General features: G+C 54.1%; 25 protein-coding genes. 7 read left to right on the forward strand and 18 right to left on the reverse strand.

The window, feature by feature from the left end:
* The 4 genes from ACTF5G_RS03955 to ACTF5G_RS03970 all read left to right on the forward strand — a co-directional run.
* Nucleotides 1–713, forward strand: a 713-nt coding sequence (locus ACTF5G_RS03955) for a sensor histidine kinase (RefSeq protein ID WP_438951521.1), incomplete at its 5' end; no start/stop codon positions are given.
* Nucleotides 703–1,239 carry a response regulator transcription factor gene (locus tag ACTF5G_RS03960; protein ID WP_438951522.1) on the forward strand — a complete coding sequence of 179 codons (537 nt, stop codon included), beginning with the start codon at nucleotides 703–705 and terminating at the stop codon, nucleotides 1,237–1,239. The genes ACTF5G_RS03955 and ACTF5G_RS03960, both read left to right, overlap by 11 nt.
* 204 nt (nucleotides 1,240–1,443) lie before the next feature.
* Nucleotides 1,444–3,864 (forward strand): Lon protease family protein, encoded by a 2,421-nt coding sequence (locus ACTF5G_RS03965; RefSeq protein ID WP_438951523.1) that lies wholly within the window; start codon nucleotides 1,444–1,446, stop codon nucleotides 3,862–3,864.
* On the forward strand, nucleotides 3,854–4,606 hold the full coding sequence (locus tag ACTF5G_RS03970) for a hypothetical protein (protein ID WP_438951524.1): 753 nt from the start codon (nucleotides 3,854–3,856) through the stop codon (nucleotides 4,604–4,606). Before ACTF5G_RS03965 ends, ACTF5G_RS03970 begins: the two co-directional genes overlap by 11 nt.
* Before the next feature lie 34 nt (nucleotides 4,607–4,640).
* On the opposite strand, the gene ACTF5G_RS03975 is transcribed toward ACTF5G_RS03970, so the two are convergent.
* The 15 genes from ACTF5G_RS03975 to ACTF5G_RS04045 form a co-directional block, all read right to left on the reverse strand.
* A complete protein-coding gene (locus tag ACTF5G_RS03975) occupies nucleotides 4,641–5,030 on the reverse strand; it encodes a glycine zipper family protein (protein WP_438951525.1) in 390 nt (129 codons plus the stop codon).
* Between the two features lie 115 nt (nucleotides 5,031–5,145).
* Entirely contained in the window at nucleotides 5,146–5,997 is an 852-nt protein-coding gene (locus ACTF5G_RS03980; protein ID WP_438951526.1) for an SPFH domain-containing protein, read from the reverse strand.
* Between the two features lie 56 nt (nucleotides 5,998–6,053).
* The gene (locus tag ACTF5G_RS03985) at nucleotides 6,054–6,503 is read right to left on the reverse strand and encodes an NfeD family protein (protein ID WP_438951527.1); all 450 of its coding nucleotides are present in this window, start codon (nucleotides 6,501–6,503) and stop codon (nucleotides 6,054–6,056) included.
* Nucleotides 6,503–6,727 (reverse strand): hypothetical protein, encoded by a 225-nt coding sequence (locus ACTF5G_RS03990; RefSeq protein WP_438951528.1) that lies wholly within the window; start codon nucleotides 6,725–6,727, stop codon nucleotides 6,503–6,505. Before ACTF5G_RS03990 ends, ACTF5G_RS03985 begins: the two co-directional genes overlap by 1 nt.
* Before the next feature lie 237 nt (nucleotides 6,728–6,964).
* A complete protein-coding gene (locus ACTF5G_RS03995; RefSeq protein ID WP_438951571.1) occupies nucleotides 6,965–8,278 on the reverse strand; it encodes a putative bifunctional diguanylate cyclase/phosphodiesterase in 1,314 nt (437 codons plus the stop codon).
* Nucleotides 8,279–8,284: 6 nt separating this feature from the next.
* Nucleotides 8,285–8,521 carry a PAS domain S-box protein gene (locus ACTF5G_RS04000; RefSeq protein WP_438951529.1) on the reverse strand — a complete coding sequence of 79 codons (237 nt, stop codon included), beginning with the start codon at nucleotides 8,519–8,521 and terminating at the stop codon, nucleotides 8,285–8,287.
* Nucleotides 8,473–8,721 carry a PAS domain-containing protein gene (locus ACTF5G_RS04005; RefSeq protein WP_438951572.1) on the reverse strand — a complete coding sequence of 83 codons (249 nt, stop codon included), beginning with the start codon at nucleotides 8,719–8,721 and terminating at the stop codon, nucleotides 8,473–8,475. The genes ACTF5G_RS04000 and ACTF5G_RS04005 overlap by 49 nt, the downstream gene beginning before the upstream one ends.
* A 6-nt stretch (nucleotides 8,722–8,727) precedes the next feature.
* Entirely contained in the window at nucleotides 8,728–9,306 is a 579-nt protein-coding gene (locus tag ACTF5G_RS04010; RefSeq protein ID WP_438951530.1) for a hypothetical protein, read from the reverse strand.
* Nucleotides 9,307–9,487: 181 nt separating this feature from the next.
* On the reverse strand, nucleotides 9,488–9,937 hold the full coding sequence (gene rimI, locus ACTF5G_RS04015; protein ID WP_438951531.1) for a ribosomal protein S18-alanine N-acetyltransferase: 450 nt from the start codon (nucleotides 9,935–9,937) through the stop codon (nucleotides 9,488–9,490).
* A complete protein-coding gene (locus ACTF5G_RS04020) occupies nucleotides 9,934–10,623 on the reverse strand; it encodes a hypothetical protein (RefSeq protein ID WP_438951532.1) in 690 nt (229 codons plus the stop codon). The genes rimI and ACTF5G_RS04020 overlap by 4 nt, the downstream gene beginning before the upstream one ends.
* Nucleotides 10,624–10,628: 5 nt before the next feature.
* A complete protein-coding gene (locus ACTF5G_RS04025) occupies nucleotides 10,629–12,176 on the reverse strand; it encodes a 2-isopropylmalate synthase (protein WP_438951533.1) in 1,548 nt (515 codons plus the stop codon).
* Between the two features lie 312 nt (nucleotides 12,177–12,488).
* A complete protein-coding gene (gene pssA, locus ACTF5G_RS04030) occupies nucleotides 12,489–13,295 on the reverse strand; it encodes a CDP-diacylglycerol--serine O-phosphatidyltransferase (RefSeq protein ID WP_438951534.1) in 807 nt (268 codons plus the stop codon).
* Between the two features lie 133 nt (nucleotides 13,296–13,428).
* The gene (gene ilvC, locus ACTF5G_RS04035; RefSeq protein WP_438951535.1) at nucleotides 13,429–14,445 is read right to left on the reverse strand and encodes a ketol-acid reductoisomerase; all 1,017 of its coding nucleotides are present in this window, start codon (nucleotides 14,443–14,445) and stop codon (nucleotides 13,429–13,431) included.
* 87 nt (nucleotides 14,446–14,532) lie between these two features.
* Nucleotides 14,533–15,024 (reverse strand): acetolactate synthase small subunit, encoded by a 492-nt coding sequence (ilvN, locus tag ACTF5G_RS04040; protein ID WP_438951536.1) that lies wholly within the window; start codon nucleotides 15,022–15,024, stop codon nucleotides 14,533–14,535.
* Nucleotides 15,024–16,763, reverse strand: coding sequence for an acetolactate synthase 3 large subunit (locus ACTF5G_RS04045; RefSeq protein ID WP_438951537.1), 1,740 nt, complete (start codon nucleotides 16,761–16,763; stop codon nucleotides 15,024–15,026). The genes ilvN and ACTF5G_RS04045 overlap by 1 nt, the downstream gene beginning before the upstream one ends.
* 416 nt (nucleotides 16,764–17,179) lie before the next feature.
* Here ACTF5G_RS04045 and ACTF5G_RS04050 point away from each other — a divergent pair, with 416 nt between their 5' ends.
* Nucleotides 17,180–17,638: a DUF4124 domain-containing protein gene (locus tag ACTF5G_RS04050; RefSeq protein WP_438951538.1), complete on the forward strand. Its 459-nt coding sequence runs from the start codon at nucleotides 17,180–17,182 to the stop codon at nucleotides 17,636–17,638.
* Between the two features lie 97 nt (nucleotides 17,639–17,735).
* Here ACTF5G_RS04050 and clpB read toward each other — a convergent pair whose 3' ends face one another.
* From clpB to rluD, 3 genes are all read right to left on the reverse strand, one after another.
* Nucleotides 17,736–20,381, reverse strand: coding sequence for an ATP-dependent chaperone ClpB (clpB, locus tag ACTF5G_RS04055; RefSeq protein WP_438951539.1), 2,646 nt, complete (start codon nucleotides 20,379–20,381; stop codon nucleotides 17,736–17,738).
* Between the two features lie 72 nt (nucleotides 20,382–20,453).
* Nucleotides 20,454–21,221: a peptidoglycan editing factor PgeF gene (gene pgeF / locus ACTF5G_RS04060; protein WP_438951540.1), complete on the reverse strand. Its 768-nt coding sequence runs from the start codon at nucleotides 21,219–21,221 to the stop codon at nucleotides 20,454–20,456.
* Nucleotides 21,205–22,167: a 23S rRNA pseudouridine(1911/1915/1917) synthase RluD gene (gene rluD, locus ACTF5G_RS04065; protein WP_438951541.1), complete on the reverse strand. Its 963-nt coding sequence runs from the start codon at nucleotides 22,165–22,167 to the stop codon at nucleotides 21,205–21,207. Before rluD ends, pgeF begins: the two co-directional genes overlap by 17 nt.
* A 108-nt stretch (nucleotides 22,168–22,275) precedes the next feature.
* Between rluD and ACTF5G_RS04070 the strand changes: the two genes are divergently transcribed.
* Both ACTF5G_RS04070 and nadE read left to right on the forward strand, forming a co-directional pair.
* Nucleotides 22,276–23,247, forward strand: a complete 972-nt coding sequence (locus ACTF5G_RS04070) for an outer membrane protein assembly factor BamD (RefSeq protein ID WP_438951542.1) — start codon at nucleotides 22,276–22,278, stop codon at nucleotides 23,245–23,247.
* 204 nt (nucleotides 23,248–23,451) lie between these two features.
* Complete coding sequence (gene nadE, locus ACTF5G_RS04075) at nucleotides 23,452–24,297, forward strand: ammonia-dependent NAD(+) synthetase (protein WP_438951543.1); 846 nt, start codon at nucleotides 23,452–23,454, stop codon at nucleotides 24,295–24,297.
* Nucleotide 24,298: the final 1 nt, after the last annotated feature.

Consider the following 24,298-nt stretch of genomic DNA (forward strand, 5'->3'; position numbering starts at 1 on the left):
GCACCCTGAAGCAACAGGAGGACCAGCTGACCACGCAGCGGGAAAACCAACTGCGCGACGAACAACTGCTGGCCATCGGCTCTCTGGCCGCTGGCACTGCACATGAACTGGGTACGCCACTCAATACCATGAAGATTGTGGTGGACGAAATGGTGGCAGACCCATCCAACCCGGACGACGACCTGAAGATTCTGCAACAACAGATTGAGCAGTGTCGGCTTACCCTCAAGCAGCTGGTGGCCACTGCCGAGGGCACCCTCGATGGTGGGGAGAAGATCGACCTGCGACATTACTTTGACAAGTTGTTCGAACGCTGGCAGCTGATGCGTCCCCGGGTGCAGGCCAACATCCGTTATCCGGATAACCTGCCGGATATCCACACCCGCCTGCACCCGACTATTGCCCAATCCCTCACCAGTCTGCTCAACAACGCGGCCGACGCCAGTCCCGATCAGATCGATGTAGAAGTGAGTTGGGATTCGCAGCAAGTCGAACTCTGCATCAAGGATTATGGTGACGGAGTTGCACCACAGTTGCAAAGCAGGCTTGGTAGCGCTTTTACCTCCAACAAACCTGAAGGGATGGGACTCGGGCTGTTTCTCACCCAGGCCACGCTGCAACGCTACGGCGGTACCGTCACCATGAAGCCCGGGGCGGACTCTGGGAATATGACCCGGGTTGTTCTACCGTTACAGGGCAACCATGCAGGATAATCGATACCTGCTTATCGTGGACGACGATGCCACGTTCACCCGTATTCTTGGACGCGCCATGGGCCGTCGCGGCTATCTGGTTCTCACTGCCTGCAATGCCAGTGAAGCCCTGGATTTGTGTCGACAGTACAATCCCCGCCGGGCTGTGGTGGATCTGAAGCTGGAATGCGAGTCTGGGCTGCATCTGCTGCCAAAGCTGATTCAGCTCAACGCCCAACTCGAGGTGCTGATCCTCACCGGCTATTCCAGTATCTCTACAGCGGTGGAAGCCATCAAGCTGGGAGCCTTGAACTACCTCTGCAAGCCCGCCTCGGTGGAGGATATTCTCGCGGCATTCGATACCGATGCCACCCCCGGGGCGATCGGCATTAGTGAAAGCCCGCCCTCGGTGGAACGCCTTGAGTGGGAGCATATCCAGCGGGTTCTGGCAGAAAATGCCGGCAATATCTCTGCCACCGCCCGCAGTCTCGGTATGCACCGCCGTACCCTGCAGAGAAAACTGCAAAAACGTCCGGTCAAGCAATAGCAATTCCCTGTCGCCTGCTTCTGACTACCTGATCACAAACAGTAAAGCCTGGTCACCAACAGACCGGGGGCAGGGCATTAATGGATGAAACTTTTTGCTATATGGTCAACAGCGCAACGGAACACTAAACTGATAATGAAACCCGTTTATCGAGTATTCGACGACGGTGTTTCCCGCCCAATTTGTCAGACCAGAGAGTACCTTGTGAAGAACAAACAATCCTTGCCTTTACCTGCTGAGCGCCTCTATCGGCACTGTGATCCGGCTACCCTGCCTTTCGGGGATACTACCGAGCTTGAGCACCTCGACAATTACTATGGCCAGGACCGCGCCCTGGACGCCCTGCGCTTTGGATTGGGGATCCGCCACGAGGGTTACAACATCTATGTGCTGGGATCTTCCGGCATGGGCAAACACGAGATGTTGCAGGATTTCCTGCATCAACAGACATTTGACCGGCCAAAACCCAGCGATTGGTGCTACGTCAATAACTTCGGCGCACCGCATCAACCGAAAGTATTAAAGCTGCCCTGTGGCCTGGCACAACAGTTGCGGAAAGACATGGAGCAATGCGTTGAAGATTTGCTGGTGACCATTCCCGGCGTGTTTCAAAGTGCAGAATACAAAGCCAGACTGAATGACATCACCGATGCTTTCAATGACCAGGAACAGCAGGCTTTCTCACAGTTAAAAGAGAAAGCGAAAGCACGCAACATCGCATTGCTGCAGACACCAACGGGCTACACTCTCGCGCCGCTGCTGAATGACAAAATCATTACCTCTGACGAATTTGAAGCCTTGAACGACGATGAAAAAACGGTCATCGAACAGAACATCAACGAACTCAAGGAAGAGCTGAAAGAAGTGGTTCAAAAAATGCCCATGTGGGTGAAATCGAGCCGGGAGCAATTCAAAAAACTGAATCAGGCTATTGTCCAGAATGCAGTGGGCCAGATATTCAAGGAACTTCAGAACCGCTATGCCGAGTACGCCGATGTGATTGAGTTTCTGGCCCTGGCCAAGCGGGATGTAATAGAAAACGTCGATGCATTCCGTGAAGAGGAAGAGCATTCCAGTGTCCCGGAAAATCTGAAAACCCGCGTACATGAATTTCCAATGTACAAGGTCAATGTGTTGGTGGATAACAGCGGAGCCTGCACGGCACCCATTGTCTATGAAAACAATCCGTCCCTGATCAACCTGCTGGGCAGAGTCGAACATGAAGCGCAGTACGGCACCCTGACTACCGACTTTACCTTGATAAAGGGTGGTGCACTGCATCGTGCCAACGGCGGCTACCTGCTGCTGGATGCCATTAAAGTTCTCACCAATCCCTTTGCCTGGGACGCCCTCAAGCGGGCACTGCAATCCCGGGAAGCACGGATTGAGTCGATTGACCAATTGCTCAGTCTGGTGAGCACCAAGTCCCTTGAACCCGAGCCGGTGCCACTGGACATCAAGGTTATTCTACTGGGCGACAGAACGGTCTACTACTTGCTGCAAGCCTATGACCCGGATTTCAATCTGCTGTTCAAAGTGCCCGCCGATCTGTCCGAAGAATTGCCCCGCACCGACGCGAATACCCTGGGTTATGCCCGGTTGATTGCCTCACTGCAACACCGCAAGGGCATTCGGCCGCTCAATCAGAGTGCCGTGGCACGGGTTATTGAACAGGGCTCCCGAATGCTTGAAGATGCCGAGAAATTGCCCCTGCACCTTAATCTCCTCACCGACCTGCTCTGTGAAAGCGACTATTTTGCCGAACAGGCCAATATGGAACAGATCGCGGCGGTACATGTCCAGGCCGCGATAGATGCAGCATCCAAGCGGATGGATCAGTTCAGGGAGCGGGTTCAGGAAAGCATTCTCAGGGAAATACAGCTGGTGGATACCCGGGGCGAACATATCGCCCAGATCAACGGGCTTTCCGTCTACCAACTGGGTGAGTATGTATTCGGCCGGCCCACGCGTATTACCGCCCAGGCCCGGCTCGGGCGCGGCAAAGTGCTGGATATCGAACGCGAGGTAAAACTGGGTGGCAATATTCACTCAAAAGCCGTGTTGATCCTGTCCGCCTTTATTGCCAACCGTTACGCCCGGAACCGACCGCTACCGGTCTCCGCCAGTCTGGTCTTTGAGCAATCCTATGGCGGGGTTGAGGGCGACAGCGCCTCCGTGGCTGAAATCACCGTGCTTCTCTCGGCAATAGCCGATATCCCGATCAGGCAATCTCTCGCGGTGACCGGCTCCATCAATCAACATGGGCAGGTTCAGGCAATTGGTGGCATCAACCAGAAGATTGAGGGCTTCTACGATATTTGCTGTGCCCGCGGACTGACCGGCGATCAGGGGGTAGTAATGCCCGCCGCCAATACCCAGCACCTGATGCTGGAGCAACGCGTAATCGATGCCGTCAGTCAGGGCAAGTTTCATATCTATGCTGTTTCCACAATTGACGAAGCGGTCGCTCTACTGACCGGAATGTCTGCAGGTGATGCCGATGACCAGGGAGAGTACCCGCCCGACTCCGTGAACGGAAAAGTCATGTCAAAAATTGAAGCGTGGATACAAACCGCCCGAAAATTTTCTGCTGATAATGCACAGGGCAATGACCATGCAGAGTGAGCGCAGAATTTTAATCGCTCTGGACGCGTTGAGCGGCACCGAGACCGATCTGTTGTCGCTGGTGACCATAGCCAGATGGCTCAACGCCTCTCTGGCCGGCCTGTATATCGAAGACAGTCGATTGATGGCGGCCGCAGGGTTGCCCTTTGCCTGTGAAATTTCGAGCCTCTCGGGGGAGGAGCGTCTACTTGGCAGAGAAGCCATGATCAAGTCCAGCAAAATAGCTTCATCCAGAGCACGGCAGTTACTGGAGCAACTGTCCTCACAACAGGAAGTGGCCTGCACCTTCCGTATTGAGAGCGGAATGCTGGCACCCTCTGCATTATCCCACGAGGGCTACGATATTTTTTTCCCGGGGCGTATCCGCACTTCAGCGAGGCCAAACCGTCAGGCCTCATCTTCACAACCCAGCCAACAACTGATCCTGATTTATGACGCATCCCCACAATTTCACCGGGCACTGGATATCGTGAAACGGCTGTCGCTCAACGGGATAGTATCGGACGTCACCCTGCTCAGTGAAACAGTATTGCCTGCAGAGATTGCCGATCAACTGCCTGTTGATGGCGTAAGGCTGCACTTTCAGCGGGTAAAATCCATTCACCCGCGAGATTTGCGGCACCTGCGACTGCCGGCAGGATCGCTGATCATGATGTCAAAAAGCCATTTTGAAACGTTGTCGGCCACGGAGCTGGCGGATCTACCCGACTGGCTACCCTATCCTTTGATGCTGATTGCCTGACGGACCCACGCCAGCAAAAAGAAAGCGCTGCCAGCTAATTCAGCACCCGGTACCCACGACCCCGAAGACAGTTCTTGACCACACGGTCCCGTTCCGCGCTACCGGATGACACCCCCTTGATGGCACCGGTGACCGCACCGACGCCGGCCCCCTTCCTGGCCGTGCCGGAATCACCGACAATCGCTCCGACCACACCACCAACCACCGCGCCACCCGCCGCCGAGGTCGCTGTTCGCTCCGCCACACGCACCTCGGAAGCATAGCGCTGGCAGTCGGCAAGATCGGCACTGTAATAGGACATATCGACACCCTGAGTATCGATAATAATACCGCCCGCCTCGCCGTAACCCGATTGACGCTGACTGGTGCAGCCTGTCGCCATCACGGACAACAGTAAGATCAGAGATAGACGCAATATCATCATCCTGTGCTCCAGTGTGATTTTTCCATTACATGGCAGGGGGTTGTACCCTCTGGAAAGAAAACGTTTTCTGGCAGAACCGGTTGACAGAAACCTGTCCATCCTTCGCTCAGTGGGGCTATTTGGCCGTACTCATCAAGCCCCTGACCGCAGCGGGAATATCCCCCGGTAACAGCACCACTTTGGCATTCTCCGAGACGGCCAGTTCACGCATCGCCTCAACATATTTTTCACCCAGTAAATAGACCGCCGGCAGCTCCTTGTCCTGGATGCCCGCAGTGACTTTTTCGATAGCCTCCTGGGTGGCTGTTGCCAGTACCACCTTGGCTTCGGCATCGCGCTGGGAAGCTTCCAGCCGCCCCTCGGCTTCAAGAATGGCCGCCGTTTTCTCGCCATCGGCACGGGTCACCGTGGCACGGCGCTGGCGCTCGGCTGCTGCCTGCTCTTCCATCGCCTGCTGCATGGTTCCCGAGGGATTGATGTCCTGAATTTCCACCGTCTTCATGACAATGCCCCAGTCGGAAATATCGTCGGATATGGACGTTTTTAATTTGGCCTTGATCTGGTCTCTGGAGGAAAGCGCATCATCCAGATCCATCTCGCCAACAATCGAGCGCAGTGAGGTCTGGACTAGGTTTCTAATCGCCAGTTCATAGTCCTCAACGCCGTAGACCGCTTTTTCCGGTGCCACGATATTGATATAGGCCACGGCATTGGCAACGATAACCACGTTATCCTTGGTAATAACTTCCTGCGAGGGAATGTCCAGCACGATATCTTTGGTGGACACCCGGTAAGCCACAGTATCGATATAGGGAATAATAATATTCAGTCCCGGTGGCAGTATTTTATGAAACTTTCCCAGCCGCTGAACCACGTGCTTGCTCCCCTGGGGCACAATGCGGACACCCAGGCCAACGGTAATAACCAGCAGTACCAGAACTGCCAAAACAACAACTGTGCCACCCATGCCACTCACCCAAGATACAGTTAACGTGCCAAAATCGGTCAATGCCGATCAGCTATTCAATCGAGCTTCACCACCACCAGAGTATTACCGGAAAACTCCTTGATGAATACCCGGTCACCCAATGATACCGTTTGGTCGCAGATAAATTCCCATTCATCGGCACCGACTAGCGGTGTGGTAAAACGCACCACTCCCCGACCGTGCTCAACGGGCAGTTTTATGACCCGACCCGATTCGCCGATGGCAGCCTCTCTGGAGAGTCCAGCCAGGGTTTTATCCAACATTCGCGGTTTCAGGTATTTAAACCAGAACAGCGCGAAACCGCTGGAAGCAATTAGCCAGACCAGCAGCTGGCCCGTCACCGACAACTGTGGCACCAACCACAACAGGACTCCCACAATAAAAGCACCCAGGCCGAACCAGAGGATGGCAAAACTGGGCACTACAATCTCCAGTATCACCAGCAGAACAGCCAGCACCAGCCAGTGCCAGTAGACAATATCCATTAACCATCTCCCCGATGATGTTCTCTGGATTGCGGAGCAGCCAGCAAACGAAAAATTATCAGTACCAGGGGTATCATCAACAGAAAACCGGCTATCGTCATGATCCAGGCGGAAACACCACCACCATCGATTAATTGCAGGATACCCATCGCGGCCAGCACAGCGCCCAACAGGTCGAGGAGAATCAGGCGATAGGGGACTTTCAGTGGCTTGCTGCTGCTCATGATCATTCTTCCCGATGTTGTACCAGAGTTATCAGATGCGATGCTACCGGGTGGGGATTCAGGTACCAGCGGGTGAGATGGCTCTCCCGCTTATGACCGCCGTTGTGGTGACGCTCATCAGGCGGGCGATCCCCAGCGGAATTTTGTCCACTGATCACCCCGTCAAAAACGCCGTATGACTATACCTGTTCCCTATCATTCAGTGCACGCTTTACCGACCATCGGGAGATCAACAGCCTATTTCACAAGCTGTAAAAGTGCACTCTCTGATGCGGACTGAATCAGCGTCTCGAATTGTTCTGCTGACACAGGCTTGCTGAAACAGTAACCCTGGAAGTAATCACAACCGAGTTCGGCGAGAATATGGTGCTGCTCCTCGGTCTCAACCCCTTCGGCGATCACGTCAAGGGACATGATCTGACAGAGTTTGATGACCGCCTTGACGATTGAAAAAGTATCTTCCGATGAAGCCAGGTCATTAATAAAACTCCGGTCCAGTTTGACAAACTGCACCAGCAGCTTTTGCAGCATCGCCAGTGAGGAATAGCCCGTACCAAAATCATCCAGGGCAATCCGCAAGCCAAAGTCCAGCAACTCCTGAAGCTGACTCTCGACCTTATCAAGATTGTGAATCAGGCTTTCCTCGGTAATTTCCAGTACCAGTTGATGGGGGTCAATGGCATATTGCCTGATCAGCTTTTTCACCTCGGTGGCAAAGTGCTCATTCTCGAACTGCTTGGGACTGATATTCACAAATAGCGCACACTCTGCTGACCAGAGTCCCTCATCCATCCATTTCCGGAGATTGATGCAGGCACTTTCAAGGATCCACAGCCCTACTTCATGCATCTTCGGCAGGGTCGCCATGAATTCGATAAACTCACTGGCCGCCACAATACGCTGTGAGGGGCGGTTCCAGCGGAGCAATGCTTCAGCAAATAAAATCTCGCCATCGGCGTTGACGATGGACTGAAAGTGCAAATCAAACTCCTTGTTTTCGACACCCTGACGCAACTCGCGTATCAGGCTGACCCGGTATTCCGCTTCGATCGCGAGGGAGTCGTCATAGAAACTGAAACCTTTCCGGCCGTAGTTTTTAACCCGATACATCGCCAGATCGGCCTGCTTTAGCAGATCATTTGGCGAGTGGCGATTGCCCCGAAACGTGACGATACCGCCACTGACTTCAATTTCGTATTCCAGGCCCCGTTGTTTACAGACCGTTTTACCCATCTCCATGATTTTATCGGCAATGGCGAGCACTCTGGCTCTTGCTTCAGCTACTTTTAGACCCAAATCCTGTATCAGCACCACGAACTCATCACCGCCGAACCGGGCAACCACATCTTCCTTGCGAACCGCCTGCCGCAACAGCTCGGCAAAAAACTGCAGCACCATGTCACCCACATGATGGCCCTGGGTGTCATTGATATCCTTGAAGTGGTCGAGATCGAGAAAAATAACAGCGCCAAATTGTTTGTTGCGTTGGGAACCGGAGATCGCGGCATCCAGCTCACCCATCATGCGACTGCGGTTTGGCAATGCGGTCAGATTATCCTAGGTCGCCTGCCGCTCGATGGTTTCCTGATCTTCAATCTGGGAAGTCACGTCCTTGATGAAAGAGGCAATTCCAATCAGCTTGCCGTCTTTTGTCAGCGGCGTGTTGTGCCACTCGCATGTTTTTATTTGGCCATTCCTGTCGGTTACGTCATGAACAGCGTAATAACCCTGCTCATCCTTTTTCATCAGGGCTTGCCACATTGTACGAAATGACTCAAGCGATCCCGGTGGCACCAGGAAATCGCCCTGAGCCCAAATACCTCTGTCGCGGGATAGCCAAACAGCCTTTCAGCGCTGAGATTCCAGCCGGTGATGCACTGCTGGCGATCCCACTGAATAGCCGGTAGCGGTGCATTTTGCCAGTGCTGCTCGAGCAGGAAGCTGGATGCTTCCTGTTGTATTCGTGCCGCCTCGGCCTGACTGCGAAGAGCGATATTCTGCTAAAGAACCCCCTGTTGATAGCGCAAGCCAACGTACAGCACAGCAACAGTACCTGCCGTAAAAAACATAAAATAGAGTGTGGCTTCACTGCCAACAAAAGAGATCTGAATCAGCAAGGGCAGCATTATTACCACCACTCCGAGCAACGCAGCTTTGAGGTTATGGCTGAGCAGCACTGCATTGATAACAGCGATAGCCACCAACGCGGTCAAATAAAGCCATTGGTTCGCTTCCCTGAGATAAAACTGCACGAAACTGGCAAAGACCCAGATCAGGCCTGTCATGACAGCCAGCACGATGGCCAGGTTATTGATGTCTTCCACCAGTTTTTGATTAATGCCAACCACTGTATAGGTCACCGACAATCTACGAATGAGCAACCAGCCGGGCACAATCACACCAAGGCTATAGAGAACCCACAGCACCATTGGCCAATAGACAGAAAGCCCACCCCAGGTCAAAATCTGCATCAGGCAAAACCCTGATGTGACGACAAGAAAAAACGGCAGTCTCTCCAACAGCAACTTCGCCACTTCAAATCTGGCGATTTGCTTGGCCTCATCCGCAATAGTTTCCATAAGAGTACCGCATTCTTATATTAATCCACATGATTTTAGGGAGTCTGCAACAGGGAAGGATCGCAGGTAGTAAAATTCACGACGAGAGGACAAAAAACGGGGCTGATAATACGAATTATGAGAACCCGTTCACATTTTTCAGGGAACCAAATAACAGATTGGCACTTCAATGCGCAGGCCCTCACAGGAAACCGGCGAAATCCATTGCCATGACAATGGCATCTTCCTGACCAGAATCGTTTTGATAGTAATTTCTTCGCAGACAGATCTCGACCAAACCCACGTCCTGATACAGTGCCAGTGCCGGTGCATTAGTGGCGCGAACTTCGAGAAATAATCGCTCAGCCTGAGCAGCCATTAAACCAATCATGTGGTTGAGCAATTGTCGACCGTAACCTCGACCTTGGAAACCCCGCCCTACCGCAATATTCAGAATCTCTGCTTCACCGAGCACAATGGTATAAACGGCATAGCCCACCGGCTGGTCTTGCAGGGTCATGGTCAGGCACTGGTGTTTGTCGAGGCTCTCTCTGAACTGGGATTCACGCCAGGGATGGGGGGTTACCTGTTGCTCAATAGCCGAAATCAACGGCAGATCAACGGTCAGCATTTTGCGAATGACGGGTGTCATGACTGAAGGGTCATCACCCGTATGGCTCGCCAGGCGTCGCCTTTAAGTTCGGGCGCAGTCAACATCTCCTGCAGGCTGGGTGTAACAATAACTCTGGCGCCACCAGATAGTTCCTCCATCCGGCCGACAGATGCAGGGTAGGGAGTTCCCGAGGGCAACAACAGGTCGGCGGGCAATTCACCCATCAGCAGGATCCAGAGTACCCCCTGTTTTTTGACACGGGTTTCCACAAACACGGACAGCATCCCCTCGGCACCAGATTTACCGGTTTGATCCGTCACCGAAGGTGGCCAGTCAAGTAGTTGAGGCGGCGGAAATACATCCCCGAGACGGCCCACTGCCCGCAGCATATTGGCGAGCAGGCCGGATTCCTCCTGTACGGGCAAACTGCCCGGTATCAGCCCATTGAGCACCAGCAGGTCATCGCCCGATTGCCAACAGGCCAGTCTGAAACGGGCAATCTGCTCTTCCTGTAAATCAGTCAACCCGTCTTCTTCATCCCGGGAAAGCCCGGAGCTCTGCTGCAGAGCAACAACCGCCTCTGACGGGGCAATAGTATTTGCCACTTCGGTTTCTTTGGGTTCCTGGTGAAAATCGAGCGCAATGGGCGCTGTATCCCTCGGGCGATACTGCACAACCCCCAGGGTACCCAGATACCAGTCACGCAACTCCCGGGGCTCAGCCATGAACGCTATACCCCGCCCAGCTGTGGGTGCAGACGATCGGGATTTTCCAGCAAACTCAGTGCATTCAGGTACGCCCTCGCGCTAGCCACCAGAATATCGGTATCAGCCCCCTGCCCATTGACGATACGCCCTCCTTTTTCCAGCCTTACCGTGACTTCACCCTGGGAATCGGTTCCTTCTGTAACCGCATTCACCAGATACAGTTTAAGTTCAGCCTCGCTGTTGATCAGTTTTTCAATCGCCTTGAACACCGCGTCTACCGGGCCATCGCCATCGGCAGACGTACGGTAATGTTCGCCTTTATAGGTCAGGCTCAATGCCGCGTGAGGCAACTGCCCCGTTTTGGTCGTTACCGCCAGATCGCCCAGAATCATGTGTTCAATGCCATCTTCCTTGACCCGTATTTCGGAAACCAGTGCCTGAAGATCTTCGTCATAGATCTCGCGCTTCTTGTCCGCCAGCTCCTTGAAACGCAGAAAGGCTTCATTCATCACGTCCTTGCTGTCGAACTGAATACCGAGCGTTTCCAGTCGGGAGGAAAACGCCGCTCGCCCGGACAACTTGCCCAGCACAATTTTGTTGGTACTCCAGCCCACATCCTGTGCTTTCATGATTTCATAGGTCTCACGGTACTTCAGTACACCGTCCTGATGAATACCGGACTCGTGTGCAAAGGCGTTGGCACCGACGATGGCCTTATTCGGCTGAACCGGAAAGCCGGTGATACTGGATACCAGACGTGACGTGGCAACAATCTGGGTAGTATCGATGTGGGTCTCCACCGGAAAAATATCCTTGCGGGTGCGCACCGCCATGACAATTTCTTCCAGTGCGGCATTGCCGGCACGCTCACCCAGACCATTAATGGTGCATTCGATCTGCCTGGCACCCTGCATGACGGCGGCAAGTGAGTTGGCAACCGCCAGACCGAGGTCATTGTGACAGTGCACAGAAAAAATGGCCTTGTCTGCATTCGGCACTGCGGCAATCAGGCGGCCAATGGTATCGGCATATTCCGCAGGAAAACCGTAACCCACCGTATCGGGAAGGTTGATTGTGCGGGCACCGGCATTGATCACCTGTTCGATGATACGGCACATGAAATCAAACTCGGAACGGCTGGCATCCTCCAGCGAAAACTCCACATCACCAACCTTGTTGCGGGCGAGCTTGACAGCCGACACTGCCTGCTCAACCACCTGATCGGGTGTCATCTGCAACTTGTACTTCATATGAATCGGAGACGTGGCAATAAAGGTATGAATGCGCGCCGAGCGGGCATTTTTTAACGCCTCTGCCGCTCGCTCAATGTCCAAATGGGTGGTGCGGGCCAAACTGCACACTGTCGAATCCCTGATGCTATCGGCGATGGATTTGACGGCTTCAAAGTCCCCCTGACTAGATACCGCAAAACCCGCTTCAATAACGTCCACGCGCAGTTTCTCCAGTGCCTTGGCGACACGAAGTTTTTCCTCTTTGGTCATGGAGGCACCAGGACTTTGTTCGCCATCGCGCAAGGTCGTATCGAAAATCACCAACGGTTGTTTGTCCATGGCTTGCTGCTCCAGATCGGTCGCCCCCTTTCCCCGGGGCAGGACAAAATAATTACGCGAATTCTCTCCACGGAGGGAGGTATTTGCAAACAGGAATAAATAAAACTGGAAAAAGAATCGTCACCCCTCAGGGCAGGACTGGCACAGACACAACATCACCGTGGTCCAAGATACCCCGCTGTAGCTGTGCTGTTCCTGTGTAATACGTTTTTATGGTCACATGCAGGCACGCTAAAACAGTGACTTTATTCAATCAGGTTTCCAGTTTTTTGCCAACCACTGCCCCACCCAGCGCCTCAACCAGATACCGTGTCATGCCCGCTTTCTTTTGTGCCATAACCATTCGAGAGGCGCAGACAGGGAATACGCCAAAGCAAGCAGGAACAGGATACGGGGTGGATCAATCAGAATTATCACCAGCGCCATGGCAATGCCAAAAATCACCATAAAAGGTACCTTGCCCTTCAGATCCAGGCCCTTGAGGCTACGATAACGGAGATTGGATACCATCAACAAGCCCGCGACTGCTGTCACCAGCGCCGCCAAAAGTGCCAGCTCGGTGGAGGGTTCAGCATCAAAGCCGCTCCACACCATGGCCGCCACCAGAGCCGCCCCGGTCGGACTGGCAATACCGATGAAATAACGTTTGTCCACCAGATCGACCTGAATATTGAAACGCGCCAGTCGAAAAGCGGCACAGGAGGCATAAATAAAGGCGGCTGCCCAACCAATCCTGCCCACCTCATTGAGCATCCAGCTAAACACCACAATCGCAGGGGCTACACCAAATGACACCATATCGGACAGACTGTCATACTGAACACCGAATTCGCTGGAGGTATTGGTCATTCGGGCAATAAGTCCATCGAGGCCATCAAAAATCATGGCCACAAAAATGGCAATGGCGGCCGCCTGGAACTTGCCATCCATACCCGCCAAAATTGCGTAAAAACCGCTGAACAGCGCTCCGGTGGTAAACAGGTTCGGCAGCAGGTAAATCCCTTTATGGCGAAGGGACTCAGAGCTGTGATGACCATAAGGCTCATGGCTGTCGAGCGGCGCATCCTGTTTAGCATCAACACTCCCGGTAACCGCTTGCTGTTTTTCATTGTCCGTCATCTTATCGCCTCGGCATTGTCTGTCAGTGGTATATGGTGTGTTGTTTTCGCAGAAAAAACCATCTTATTAAAAATTGGCGGCTGCAACAAAAAAACCGCGCCAGGGCGCGGTTTTCACGGATGAAACAGGCCCGCTAGTTTTTCTCTTTATCCACCAGCTTGTTGGCGGCAATCCAGGGCATCATCGCACGCAGACCGGCGCCAACCTGCTCAATCTGATGGGCGGCATTATTGCGGCGGTAAGCCGTCATGGAAGGATAATTGGTAGCGCCTTCCGCAACGAACATCTTGGCGTATTCACCATTCTGAATACGTTTCAGGGCATTGCGCATGGCCGCTCGGGACTGCTCATTGATAATTTCCGGGCCGGTCACGTATTCACCGTATTCGGCGTTGTTGGAAATGGAGTAGTTCATGTTGGCAATGCCGCCCTCGTACATGAGATCGACAATCAGCTTCAGCTCATGCAGGCATTCGAAATACGCCATCTCAGGCTCGTACCCGGCTTCCACCAGTGTTTCAAAGCCCGCCTTGACCAGTTCGACGCAACCGCCACAGAGAACGGCCTGCTCACCGAACAGGTCCGTTTCGGTTTCATCCTTGAAGGTTGTTTCAATAATCCCGGTGCGTCCACCACCGACACCACAGGCATAGGACAGCGCGACGGATTTCGCCTTGCCGGACGCATCCTGGAAAATCGCCACCAGATCGGGGATGCCACCACCCTTGGTGAACTCGTTGCGCACGGTGTGGCCAGGGGCCTTTGGCGCAATCATAATCACATCCAGGTCACTGCGTGGGACTACCTGATTGTAGTGAATGGCGAATCCGTGGGCGAAGGCCAGCGTGCTGCCTTTTTTCAAATTGGGTTCGACTTCATTCTTGTAAAGCTGGGACTGGAACTCGTCGGGGGTGAGGATCATCACCAGATCCGCGGCTGCAACGGCATCGGGAACACTTTTGACAGCCAGACCGGCTTTTTCCGCCTTCGCTGCGGTCGGTGAACCGGGACGCAGACCCACCGTCACATCCACTCCGGAATCTTTCAGGTTCAGCGCATGAGCGTGCCCCTGGGAGCCATAACCGATCACGGCCACTTTCATGCCTTGAATGATGGATAGATCACAGTCTTTATCGTAATAAACTTGCATTTTTTCACCTGTCTTATTAATTAATCTGAAACGGTACACAATCCACGGCGGTTGTTTTTAGCCGCCCTGCATCCTGTATGGAAAGGGTTAAAGTCGCAGTGCTTTCTCCCCGCGGGACAACCCGGAAACGCCGGAACGAACAACCTCGAGTATCTCGGCACCGGCAATCGCTTGAATGAAGGCGTCGAGTTTATCACTGTTGCCAACAATCTGTACGGTATAAGCATTGGTGCTGACGTCGATAATCTGGCCGCGGAAAATATCTACACAACGCTTGATCTCGGCGCGATGCGGGCCGGAAGCCTTCACCTTGAGCAGCATCAACTCGCGCTCGATGTGTGGCCCTTCAGTGAGATCAACCACCTTGACCACATCAATCAACTTGTGGAGATGCTTGGTAATCTGCTCAATCACCTGATCGTTGCCGTGGGTGGTCAGCGTCAGACGCGACAATGTCTGATCGTCGGTGGGGGCCACCGTCAGGGTATCAATGTTATAACCGCGCTGGGAAAACAGGCCCACCACACGCGACAGCGCACCCGGTTCATTTTCCATCAAAACTGAAATTATGCGTCTCATCAGGTGCGCTCCGTCTTGCTCAGCCACATATCACGCATGGAACCGTTCGGTGCCACCAGCATGGGGTACACATGTTCAGAACGGTCGACGTAGATATCCATAAACACCACACGGTCTTTAAGGCTGAAACACTCATCCATCTTCTGATCCAGTTCATCGAAGTTCGTCACCTTGATACCCACATGGCCGTAGGCCTCCGCCAATTTAATGAAATCCGGCAGAGAATCTTCGTAGAGGCTGGAAGAGTAACGACTGCTGTACTGCATATCCTGCCATTGGCGCACCATACCCAGCGCCTGGTTGTTCAGGTTGATAATCTTGATCGGCAGACCGTACTGGGTACAGGTCGACAGCTCCTGAATACACATCTGGATACTGCCTTCTCCGGTGACACAGGCCACCATGGCGTCGGGATGAGCCAACTGCACGCCCATGGCTGCGGGCAGCCCGAAACCCATGGTGCCGAGACCACCGGAGTTGATCCAGCGGCGCGGCTGGTCGAACAGGTAATACTGGGCGGCAAACATCTGGTGCTGTCCTACATCCGACGTGACGAAAGCGTCACCCCCGGTTGCCCGATACAACGACTTGATAACATCCTGTGGCTTGATGGTAGTGCCGCCACTGGCCTCATAGCGGGACCGGGTATAAATACCATGACGGTCGCGCCACTCATCAATCTGCTTCCACCAGTCCGCCATCGCTTTTTCATCAAGTCGCTTGCCGCTATCCTGGAACTGCTCCAGCATCTCCTGCAATACCACATCGCAGGCACCGACAATCGGAATGTCCGCCTTGATGGTTTTTGCGATGGACGTGGGATCCACGTCGATATGAATAATGGTTGCCGAGGGACAAAATTTGCCGGTTGTATTGGTTACCCGGTCATCAAAGCGGGCCCCGACGGCCAGAATCACATCGGCGTGATGCATTGCCGTATTGGCTTCAAACGTGCCATGCATACCGAGCATGCCGACAAACTGTGGATCCGAGCCCGGGAAAGCGCCCAGGCCCATCAGGGTATTGGTGACCGGCGCATTGATCAGACGGGCCAACTCCGTCAACTGGGATGAAGCCTCGCCCAGAATCACGCCGCCACCGCTGTAGATAACCGGACGCCTGGCCCCCAGCAATGTTTTAATGGCCCGCTTGATCTGGCCGGAATGCCCCTTGCTGGTAGGCTGATAAGAACGGATTTTGACTTTTTCGGGATACTCATAGGGCACCCGGTGATTGGGATCAGTCACATCTTTTGGAATATCGACAACCACAGGACCCGGCCGGCCCGACCCCGCAATAAAGAAGGCCTTGGCAATGATACCGGCGATCTCGCTGGCATCCTTGACCAAAAAACTGTGCTTTACGATGGGGCGTGAAATCCCCACCATATCGGTTTCCTGAAAGGCGTCTTCACCGATTTTCTCTCTCGGCACCTGACCGGAAATGACCACCAGAGGAATGGAATCCATGTAGGCAGTGGCAATACCGGTAATGGCATTGGTAGCACCCGGACCGGATGTCACCAGCACAGCTCCCACCTCCCCGGTAGAACGGGAGTGACCGTCCGCCGCATGGACAGCCGCCTGCTCATGGCGAACCAGGATATGCTGGACATCCGTTTGCTGGAACAGGGCATCGTAAATATGGAGCGCAGCGCCACCGGGATAGCCCCAGATGTATTTAACGCCGGCATCTTTCAGTGCGCGGATGACTATTTCACCGCCAGACAGTAATTCCACTGTGCAAATCCTCAAAATCAAACAGCCATAAAGTCGGTTCCTCCGCCGGGGCGAAATAAACACAACGCTATGACATCACAGATTTGCAAGTGCAATTACGCTACCGACGACAAGGTCGTGATACTCGGTGCGTCAGGTCCGTGGATAAACAAACCTGTCTGGACGCCCGGCGAACGCTGCTTACGCTCACATGGCAAATTGGCAAGGAACCAATTAGCGGACAATTGGCAAGTCCACAGAGTCATCCACTTTATTTTCTCCGCTTCAACCAGTCAAGCCATTATTGTGGCTAACACTCGGAAATATCACCTGTTTTGCTACCTCGTACTCAACACTTCAGCACTAAATCCGCTATGATGGACAACAGTTAATACGGCTTTCAACCGACACAACAGGCTCACGGAAGGTTCACAGACATGAAACACATCAACAACCTCGCTCTCGCTGTGCTGGCAACAACCCTGTGCCTCCCCTTGCATGCGGCACAGGTCTACAAATGGCAGGATGCCAGTGGCGCATGGCATTTCTCTGAGAAACCGCCAATAGACGAACAGGCAGAAGTCATCAAGCTCAAACAGCAGAAAACAGCCGAAGAAAGCGCTGACACTGACGAGTCTGAAGATGAGAACAACGGCGAAGAAACCTCGCCCAGGAAGGACCGGGTAAGCACCAACACCGAGCCCAAGCCGGCTTACACCGCTGAGGAAAAACGCGCCAATTGCGACCTCGCCAAAAAACGTCTCGGCGGTCTCGAAACACACCCCCGCGTACTGATCAACGATGATAAAAGCGGTGAAGAGCGGTATCTGACAGCCGAGGAGCACCAGGAATGGCAGGCAAAATCACGCCAGGAAATCAGTGAGTTCTGCGAATAGAGTCCTGCCAACCGGATTGGGCAGGATGAAGAAAGTGGCTGCCGCAAGCTGACACTGCGGTTAATCCCCTTCGGCAAAGCCTGGGGGATTAACCCGGTCAGGCCGCTGCAAACACCACCTTATCCCCGGACAGGCTCGCGTCAATCAGAGTACCCGGCGCGAAACTGCCACCCAGCACCGCCTGTGCAAGCGGGTTTTCCAGCAATTGTTGAATCGCTCTTTTCAGCGGTCTGGCGCCGTAAACCGGATCAAAGCCTGCTTCACAGATTTTATTCATCACCTCATCGGACAGGCGCAACGACAAATCCCGTTCCTGTAACCGTTTTGTCAGCAAGCCGAGCTGAATCTGAGCGATACCCTTGATCTGATCCCGGCCCAGCGGATGGAATACCACCACTTCGTCAATCCGGTTGATGAACTCCGGACGAAAGTGCCCTTCCACCACTTCCATCACCGCCTGTTTCATGGCCTCGTAGCGATTCTCGTTGGTGGTGGAGTCATCCGACAATTGATCGCCGGCCCCTCCATCAAAACTGATGGTATCGAATGAGTGATCTTCCACCACCGCCTGAATCCGGTCAGAGCCCAGGTTGGAGGTCATCACAATCACGGTGTTGCGGAAATCCACCGTGCGACCCTGGCCATCGGTCAGCCGGCCGTCATCCAGCACCTGCAACAGAATATTGAATACATCGGGATGTGCTTTTTCCACCTCATCCAGCAGCAACACTGAATAGGGACGACGCCGCACTGCCTCGGTCAGGTAACCGCCCTCTTCGTAACCCACATAACCGGGAGGTGCACCCACCAGTCTGGCCACTGAATGCTTCTCCATGAACTCCGACATATCGATCCGCACCATGGCATCAGGGCTGTCAAACAGGAATTCCGCCAACGCCTTGCAGAGTTCGGTTTTACCCACTCCGGTGGGGCCGAGAAACAGAAAGGAACCGTTCGGGCGATTGGGGTCGGACAGCCCGGCCCGACTGCGGCGCACAGCATTGGACACCGCCACCACGGCTTCCTGCTGACCTATCACCCGTTTGTGCAGGGCATCTTCCATACGCAACAGCTTTTCCCGTTCTCCCTCCAGCATCTTGGATACGGGGATGCCGGTCCATTTGGAAACCACCTCGGCAATTTCTTCCTCGGTCACCTTGTTGCGCAATAAATGCGTCTCGCGGGTCTCCGCTTCACTGGCCGCAGCCAACTGCTTTTCCAGTTCTGGAATGCGGCCATATTGCAGTTCCGACATTTTCGTCAGGTCGCCGGCACGCCGGGCGGCATCCATATCGATGCGGGCCTGCTCGAGATCGCTCTTGATCTTTGCAGAACCCTGTACAGCGGCTTTTTCAGCTTTCCAGATTTCGTCAAGATCGGTATATTCCCTGCCGATTGACTCAATATCCTTTTCAATTTTCTCCAACCGTTTACGGGATGCTTCATCCTCTTCCTTCTTGATCGCTTCCCGCTCCATTTTCAGCTGAATCAGACGCCGTTCCAGACGATCCATTTCTTCCGGTTTGGAGTCAATTTCCATACGAATACGGCTGGCCGCCTCGTCCACCAGATCAATCGCCTTGTCCGGCAACTGGCGGTCAGTGATGTAGCGCTGCGACAGTTTGGCCGCAGCGACAATCGCAGAGTCCGTGATATCCACCCCATGGTGGACTTCATAGCGCTCCTTCAGGCCCCGCAGAATGGCAATGGTGTCCTCTTCGTTGGGCTCATCCACCTGAACCTTTTGAAAACGCCGCTCCAGCGCCGCATCTTTTTCGATGTACTTGCGATATTCATCCAGCGTGGTGGCGCCGACGCAGTGCAGCTCACCACGGGCCAGGGCAGGCTTGAGCATATTCCCTGCATCCATGGCTCCCTCGGCTTTACCCGCACCGACCATGGTGTGCAACTCATCGATAAACAGGATAATCCGGCCCTCCTGCTTGCCGAGCTCATTGAGTACCGCCTTGAGCCGCTCTTCAAAATCACCGCGAAACTTGGCCCCTGCCAGCAGCGCCCCCAGATCGAGGGACAGCACACGTTTATCCTTCAACCCTTCCGGAACTTCACCATTCACGACGCGTTGCGCCAATCCCTCGATAATGGCGGTTTTACCCACACCGGGCTCACCGATCAGCACCGGGTTGTTCTTGGTGCGGCGTTGCAATACCTGGATGGTACGGCGAATTTCATCATCCCGGCCGATCACCGGATCCAGCTTGCCCTGTTCGGCGCGGTCGGTGAGATCAATGGTGTATTTTTCCAATGCCTGACGGCTGCCTTCAGCATCCGGATCTGTCACTGCCTCTCCTCCACGAATTTTTTCCACCACAGCTTTCAGTTTGCCCTTGTCACCAAATTTGGCCAGAGACTTGCCAATATCGCCTTTGTCCTCAAAGGCAGCCAACAGCACCGCCTCACTGGAAATATATTGGTCGCCCTGTTGCTGGGCCTGCTTGTCCGCCAGATTCAACAATCGCCCTAGCTCAAGTGAAACGGTGATATCGCCAGTGGGAGACTGGATTTTTGGCAACCGATCCAGTTGCCGGGTAAGTTCGGCTTTCAGTCCGGCAAGATCAAATCCCGCCTGACGGAGCATGGGCCCGATGGCACCACCCTGCTGGCTCAACAGCGCCAACACCAGATGGACAGGCTCAATCGCCGTATGATCACGGCCCACCGCCATCGATTGCGCATCGGAAATTGCACTTTGCAAGTGACTGGTAAAACGGTCAAACCGCATAATCAACCTCAATAATGTTTGTTAGAACATATAATTGGGGCCGGCCATTGGAATTCAAGCGTATGGCGGGGTTTAACTGATCCAGATCAAGCTGGCCATTCGTCCGGTCTGACCGTCGCGGCGATAGGAGTAAAAAGATTCGGGGTCCGCAAAAGTACAGCAGTCGCCCCCATAAACCTGGGTAACGGCCTCTGCCGAGAGCGCCAGTCGGGCAAGCGCATAAATGTCTGCATGCCAGCGGTCAGAACCGGTTCTGATAAAACAGGCATCAACCTGTTGCGTCGAGCCCCACGTCGGTGCGTTGGCAAGAAATGCCCGATACACGTCTTCGCCCACTTCGAAATGAGGCTGGCTAATGGCTGGCCCAAGCCACACCAGCAGCTGGTCGGGCCGGCTTCTGAACTGCCTGACCACACTGGCCACAATACCCCCGGCCAAGCCACGCCAACCGGCATGAACAGCCGCCACCTCCATGCCGGCTCTGTCGCAGATCAGGATCGGCAGACAATCGGCTGTCATCACGGTACAAACCACCTCTCGGCGATCACTGTAACAGGCATCCGCACGGCGAATAACGCCGTCATTTTGTGCCTGAATCAGATCAATACCGTGAACCTGTTCCAGCAACTGCGGGGCACCGGGAAGACCAAGCAACGCGCCCAGCAATTGCCAGTTCTGCTGAACAGAAAGGTCATTGTCTCCAACATGAGATGCCAGGTTCAGGCTTCGCCAGGGTCCCGCAGATACCCCTCCTCGACGCGTGCTGACGGCAGCTTTAATAGAGGAGGGAGCGGGCCAATCCGGGAGGATGACCGGCATTGGATCAATCAGCTTGTGCATGATCGGACCGCAGCGCATCCAGCAGATGCCTGAAATCCTGCGGGGCCGCTGCCTGCCATTCGACCAGCGTTTCTGTCTGCGGATGTATCAACGCCAGTCTGGCAGCATGCAGAGCCTGTCGCCTGAATGCGCGCAGGGTATCCTGAAGATCGGCAGAGGCCCCTTTCGGCAGTTTTAAACGGCCACCGTAGGTAGTATCGCCCACCAGCGGGTAGCCGATTGAGGCCATATGCACCCGTATCTGATGGGTTCGCCCGGTTTCCAGTTTCAGACGGATATGGGTATGACCGACGAACCGCTCGATCACCCGATAATGAGTAATGGCCTCCTTGCCGCCATGATCGAGCACCGCCATTTTGGTTCTCACCTGCGGGTGTCGACCCACTGGCTTGTTGACTGTTCCGCCGCCCGTCATGACGCCCGGCACGACTGCCTCGTATTCACGACTCACGGTTCTGTCCTGCAACTGCCGGATCAGCGATTGGTGGGCAGCCAGCGTTTTCGCCACCACCATCAGACCGGTGGTGTCTTTATCCAGCCGATGCACAATCCCGGCTCTGGGAATGTTTTCATTGCCCGGCAGATGGTGAATCAGGCCGTTCAGCAGAGTGCCCTGATAATTGCCGGCGGCCGGATGCACCACCAGCCCGGCCGGCTTGTTGATCACCAGCAAGTGCTCATCTTCATGAACGATGTCCAGCGCAATCGGCTCGGCTGACCACTCGCCCTCCGGCTCCAGCTCCGCCCTCACCGTCAGTTTCTCTCCACCAAATAGCCGATCGCGTGGACGACAGGATCTGCCATCAATCAGCAGATCGCCCTCCTTGATCCAGCGCTGCAAACGAGAGCGGGAAAAGCCCTTGAACAACTCGGCAGCCACCTGGTCAACCCGGGCACCACCAAAGGTCTCTGGAACAATAGCATTGAGAACAACAGGTTCAGTCATTGAGGTTTTGAATCCGCTCTGGGCTGTGGTTAAATAGTCCATCTTACAGGCTTTACTTCAGCCGATAAAAACACTTTCACCATTGACTCACCAGGATTCAATCATTCCATGCGAATTCCCGCCCTTCTGTTTGTTTGCTCGGTTTTTCTGACCAGTGGTTGTGCCTGGCTCGGAGGTGGTGATGACAAGGATGGAGATAAAACAGATACCTCCGGTTATACCGAGGCAGACTTCTTTGAAAAAATCCAGCAAGAACTGGGCTCCGGTTACTGGTTTCAGGCGATTGAAAACCTGGAAGCACTGGAAGCGCAGTACCCGTTTGGCGACTACGCTGAGCAGGCACAGTTGGAGCTTATTTACGCCTACTTCAGATCTCAGGATTATGAAGCCACCATTGCCTCCGCCGACCGCTTTATCCGCCTGCATCCCCAACACCCCAATGTGGATTATGCCTACTACCTGAAAGGCCTGGCCTCATTTGTTCAGAGTAAGGGGTTTTTTGAGCAATTTCTTCCCACGGATGAAACCAAGCGCGACCCCGGCTCTGCTCGCAACTCGTTTGTCACCTTCAATGAACTGATCAACCGCCTCCCCGAAAGCGCTTACGCACCGGACGCCCGGAAACGGATGGTCTACCTGCGCAATATCCTGGCCCGTCACGAGATACATGCCGCCAACTACTATTTTCTGAGGGGCGCCTATCTGGCCGCTGCCAACCGCGGTCGTTATGTGGTTGAAAATTTCCAGAAAACCCCCGCAGTGCCCGACGGACTGGCCGTCATGGCACAGGCCTATCACTTCATGCAGATGGAAGAGCTCGCGGCAGATGCGGCAGAGCTGCTTGCCGCCAACTACCCCCAGCACCCGGCGCTGGATGCCAGTGGTCAATTTCAGTACCAGGAAGATCCCCACTTTATCGAGCCAACCTGGCTGAACAAAATGACCTTCGGTCTCTACGATCACCCGGAGCCACCCAGATTTGATTCCCGCCATGTATTCAACGAGCGTTATCGCAATCTGTCAGACAGCGGAGAAAAACGATCCTGGCTCAGCTGGCTGACCCTGGGTGTACTCGATTGATAGAGGTACTCACAGCCTCTGATTGAAAATATCAACCCAATAAAGGAGCATTTGCTCCCTTATCCGCTTTTATGGACCGGTTTTTCAAACGGGTAAATTAAGCGGTTGCGGTCCAATCTGTTGCAAAAATCCGTTATTCTTGATGAACGTTGATGTACGGGAAGTTCACTCGGCATCGGTCAACCCTATCCGGAGAAAACAGCGATGCCAACGCCAGATGCCACCATTATTCTGCAGGAGATGAAAGTCCTGCCCAATATTGATCCGGCTTACGAGATCACCCGACGCATTGACTTTATCAAATCGATACTGAGCGGCTCAGGCCTGTGCAATCTGGTGCTGGGCATCAGTGGCGGAATTGACTCAACAACCTGTGGGCGTCTGGCGCAACTGGCCGTCGAGCAACTGAATCAGGAACAGGGCGAGCCTCTCTATCGCTTTATTGCTGTGCGGCTGCCATTTGGCATCCAGGCTGATGAGTATGAAGCCCAGCTGGCGGTTGACTTCATCAATCCGACTGAATGTCTAATCGTCAATATCAAGCCGGCTGTGGAAGCCATTCACGAAGAAGTGCTCGGTGCGCTGGACAGTCACAGGCTGCTGATGGCTTCAACCGCGCAAATGGACTTCGCCAAAGGCAACACCAAAGCCCGCACTCGCATGGTTATCCAGTACCAGGTCGCTGGCTTGCTGGGCGGACTGGTGCTCGGCACTGACCATTCGGCAGAGAACGTCACGGGTTTTTATACCAAATGGGGTGACGGTGCCTGTGACCTGGCGCCCCTGTTCGGCCTCAACAAACGGCAGGTCAGGGAGCTGGCCGCTTTCCTCGGCGCACCTGAACGCCTGGTCAACAAAACACCAACGGCCGATCTGGAATGCCTTGCTCCACAGAAAGCCGACGAACAGGCCCTCGGCATCAGCTACGATGAACTGGATGATTTTCTGGAGGCCAAGCCTGTCAGTGAGGCGGTCGTGAACCGGATTATCGAGATCTACCAGAACACCCAGCACAAGCGTGTCCCGATTCCTACCATTTACGACCAGTAAT

It is taken from the genome of Porticoccus sp. (genome assembly GCF_965660005.1).
Classification (GTDB): Bacteria; Pseudomonadota; Gammaproteobacteria; order Pseudomonadales; family Porticoccaceae; genus Porticoccus.